The sequence below is a fragment of the Streptomyces sp. HSW2009 genome, assembly GCF_040240285.1.
Taxonomy (GTDB): Bacteria; Actinomycetota; Actinomycetes; order Streptomycetales; family Streptomycetaceae; genus Streptomyces.
In genome coordinates, this window is record NZ_JBEHZD010000673.1 from 1 (window position 1) to 3,685 (window position 3,685).

The following is a 3,685-nucleotide window of genomic DNA, read 5'->3' on the forward strand; positions in this document are numbered from 1 at the left end:
GCGTGGCCTGTCGTTCGTCCCGAGCGCCGGGGCGCCCCCGGGGGGCTACCCCCCCGGGGGGGGGGGGGGGCCGCCGCCCCGCGCCCCCGGCCCGGGGGGGGCGGGGGGCCCCCCCCCCCCCCCCAACGCGGTCGGCGCCGAGCGTCGCTCCGGCACGGGGGACCGGAGCGATGCTCGGCGTCGTGCTGCGCAGCGGACGTACCCTGGAGGCATGAGCACCGCCCCCGCCTCTGAACCGCGTGATCCGGCTTCCGCGCTGATCTTCGACGACCCGCTGGCACAACGGTCCTCGGACGATACGGACCAGGGGTGGGGCGAGCGGGCTTCGGCCACCGGCTCCGAAGGCTCGGCCGCCGACCTCGCCCGCTTCCTCGACGAGAAGCCGCCCCACCACCTGTGAACTGACCCGTGGCGGCGGAGCGGTTTCGGCGCTGCTGCCCCAGCCGGACGTCCCAGGACGCCGCGGGGCAGAGCGCTCGCCAGCACGCGGCCGACCCGGGCTGCGGCCGTAGCCGACCGTCCCGTGCGGCCCGTGTGACGGGGGGTGCTTAGCGCTCCGTCGGAGCCGTGCCCCCGTCCGTGCCACCAGGTGCCTGCCCGCCGGAGGCCGCACCACCGTGCTGAGCCACCAGGACGTCGCGGATCTCGCGCAGCAGCTCCAGCTCGCTGGCCTCCGCCTCGGCGTGCTCGACCTCCGCCTGCTTCTCCTTGGCGGCCCGCCGTGCCAGGTAGCGCGACATGGGCAGCACCATCAGGAAGTACACGACGGCGGCCGTGATCAGGAACGTCAGGGTGGCGCTGAGCACCGTGCCCCACATGATCGGCACGCCGCTGACGACGTCGCCCGCCTCGTTCGTCTTGCAGGGCCCCTTCAGACAGGAGCTGTACCTGTCGAGGTCCTTGGTGCCGAAGGCACCGACGAGCGGGTTGATGACGCCCTTCACCACCGAGTTCACGACATTGGTGAACGCCGCACCAATGACGACGGCTACTGCCAGGTCGATGACGTTGCCGCGCATCAGGAAGGCCTTGAAGCCCTCCAGTACGCTCTGCTTCTCCTCGGTCGCCGAACTGCTCACGGCGGTGCCTCTTTCCACTATCGGATTTCCAGATTCCGCAACCTATGGCACGGCAGGGCACGGCTGTCCAATCCATCCACTCGAAACCGCGAATTGACAGCACACGAGCGCGAATCATCGGCGCACCACCGCCAGGCGCGTGGTAATGCCGGCGCCGACCAAGGCCGTCGCGGTCTCCCGCGGCACCGAGAGGACCACGAGTCCACCCTCTTCCGGGGCAGCGTCGCGTGGCTTCGGCACCTCAACCACTCGGGCGGCGCGGGCGATCACCCTGGGGCCGTCCTGCGCGCCGTCGCCCTCGCCGCCGGTGGTGTGCCGGTCGTCCAGGTCGCCGGGCCGGTCGGCGGGCGGGGGGGCGGACGGGCCCGGGACGGCGGAGAGCGGTGCTGGTCCGGCCGCCGGCTGGCCCGTCCAGTTCGGGGCGGGAGCGATGGCCAGTACGTCGACGAGGTCGCCGCGGCGCAGCAGTCTGGCGACTCCCGGGTCCGCGATCCGTACCGGCGCGGCGCGCAGTTCACCCGGCGGGGGGCCGAGGCGCGGCCGGCCGGTCGACGGTGCGCTGCGTGTGGCGGTGGCGGGGCGCCAGTCGTGTGGGCCATGTGTCGCCTGGGCCGCATCCGATGGGTGGGGTGGGGCTGCCGTGTCGCGTGGTGGGGCGGTGGGGCGGGTGCCGTGTTCCCCGCTGGGTCCGGGGGCGACGGCTGCCGTCACTGCCGCCGTTGCCACCAGTCCGAGGGCCGCGGCCCGACGCCGCTTGCGCAGCGTGCGGCGCAGCCCGTACCACCAGGTCTGGCGTACGCGCACCGGCTCGAACAGGGGTAACCCACGCGGCGCCGGCGCTGCCCGACCGGGGTCTGCGGAGCGGGTTCGGGGCGCCGGGGCGGGAGGGGCGGGAGCACGCTGGGCGGGAGCGGTGGGAACTAGCGGCGCGGGGCCGGCGGGGATCGGAGGCGCCGGGGCGCTGGGGCCGGCGGGGACTGGAGGTGCGGGAGTCGCCGGCGTCGGGAGGGTGGGAGTGGTCGGGGTCTGAGTAGTGGGGGAAGGGGCGGGCGGAAGGTGTGGGGACATGGGATGGACGCCTGTCGTCGGGGGTCTTGGCCTTGCGGCCCTCGAATCCCCACGGTGCCCGGCTGGAGCAGATCGTGCAGACGCCTGTGGACAGCCCTCGCCCTGTGAATAACTCGGTCACCCGTTCGAGTGATGGGCTCATGATGGGAGAGACGCGAGCTTCCTGGAAGGAGGAGCTGTGATCGTTCGACCGTCGTTTCCCCGGTGCTCCTGGCTGCGCGCCGTCGGCCGCCGACTGCTGTCCGCCTGGCACCGCCTGGGCACAACGATCGGCCCGCTACCCCGACTGGGCAGCGGACCGATACGGCGTACGCGGTGCGTACGGGACGGCGCCGGGCCGCGCCGTCCCACGGTGTCAGGGCAGTTCGATGCCCAGGTCCCAGCCGTCGTGGGCGTGGGTGCACAGACAGGAGCGGTCGGCCGTGGCGGGCAGGGCGGCGACCGTGTCGAAGATGACCTCACGCAGCCGTCCCACGTTCTGCGCGAAGACCCGCATGACCTCCTGGTGCGAGACGCCCTCGCCGGCTTCCGTGCCCGCGTCCAGGTCGGTGACCAGGGTCAACGACGTGTAGCACAGCTCCAGTTCACGGGCGAGCACGGCCTCGGGGTGACCGGTCATGCCGACGACCGACCACCCCTGCGCCGCGTGCCAGCGGGACTCGGCGCGAGTCGAGAAGCGCGGGCCCTCGATGACCACCAGCGTGCCGCCGTCCACCGGCTCCCAGGAGCGCCCGCGCGCAGCGCCCAGCGCCGCCAGCCGCCCGGCCGGGCAGTACGGGTCGGCGAATGTCACATGCACCACGGCCGGCGCCGGCCCGCCGTCCGGCCGCGGCTCACCGTCGAAGTAGGTCTGCACCCGCCCCTTCGTACGGTCCACGAGCTGGTCCGGTACGAGCAGCGTGCCAGGGCCGTGCTCCGGGCGCAGCCCGCCGACCGCGCACGGGCCGAGCACCTGCCGTACGCCCAGCGAGCGCAGCGCCCACAGATTGGCGCGGTAGTTGATGCGGTGCGGCGGCAGATGGTGTTTGCGGCCGTGCCGCGGCAGGAACGCGACGCGGCGGCCTGCCACCTCGCCGAGGAAGAAGGAGTCGCTGGGCGCACCGTAGGGGGTGTCCACGATCACCTCGGTCACGTCATCGAGGAAGGAGTAGAACCCCGATCCGCCGATGACCCCGATTTCCGCTTGCGGTGGGGACTGCGGTGCTACCGATGGTGCTGTGGTCTGCGTCTCGGCCATGCGGTCACCCTAGTGGCGGCCCTGGGCCGGGCCCAGGGCGGGACCGGCCCGGGGAACGGCAGCCGCCGGCCGCACGCGCCGTGGCGGAGCCGGCAGGGCTGGTGGAGCCGGCTGGTCCGGTGGGCGGGGGCCGGGTGGCGCGCCGCCGGGGACCTGTTGTCGGCCCGGGCGCCCTGGAGCGCGACGAGAGCCCCGGCCCGGGGCGGCGCCCCCGCCCGGCGCCCGGGGGGGGCGGGGGGGGCGGGTTGGGGGGGGGGCGGGGGGGGGGGGGGCGGGGGGCGGCGGGGGGCGGCGGGGGGGC

4 protein-coding genes are annotated in these 3,685 nt (G+C 74.6%); 1 reads left to right on the forward strand and 3 read right to left on the reverse strand.

All coding sequences use genetic code 11. The features are described 5' to 3' along the window. Positions 1-211: 211 nt before the first annotated feature. Positions 212-400 carry a hypothetical protein gene (locus AAHZ94_RS30525; RefSeq protein WP_349996966.1) on the forward strand — a complete coding sequence of 63 codons (189 nt, stop codon included), beginning with the start codon at positions 212-214 and terminating at the stop codon, positions 398-400. A 148-nt stretch (positions 401-548) separates the two neighbouring features. Here the strand turns inward: AAHZ94_RS30525 and mscL are convergent, their stop codons facing one another. The 3 genes from mscL to AAHZ94_RS30540 form a co-directional block, all read right to left on the reverse strand. Then, positions 549-1,079, reverse strand: a complete 531-nt coding sequence (gene mscL, locus AAHZ94_RS30530) for a large conductance mechanosensitive channel protein MscL (RefSeq protein WP_349996967.1) — start codon at positions 1,077-1,079, stop codon at positions 549-551. A 114-nt stretch (positions 1,080-1,193) separates the two neighbouring features. Then, positions 1,194-1,883, reverse strand: coding sequence for a hypothetical protein (locus tag AAHZ94_RS30535; protein WP_349996968.1), 690 nt, complete (start codon positions 1,881-1,883; stop codon positions 1,194-1,196). Between the two features lie 619 nt (positions 1,884-2,502). Then, positions 2,503-3,384 carry an S-methyl-5'-thioadenosine phosphorylase gene (locus AAHZ94_RS30540; RefSeq protein ID WP_349996969.1) on the reverse strand — a complete coding sequence of 294 codons (882 nt, stop codon included), beginning with the start codon at positions 3,382-3,384 and terminating at the stop codon, positions 2,503-2,505. Positions 3,385-3,685: the final 301 nt, after the last annotated feature.

Excerpts from the sequence above, each read along its gene's own strand:
- AAHZ94_RS30525 (WP_349996966.1), top strand. The coding sequence starts at position 212 with ATGAGCACCGCCCCCGCCTCTGAACCGCGTGATCCGGCTTCCGCGCTG.
- AAHZ94_RS30540 (WP_349996969.1), bottom strand. The coding sequence starts at position 3,384 with ATGGCCGAGACGCAGACCACAGCACCATCGGTAGCACCGCAGTCCCCA.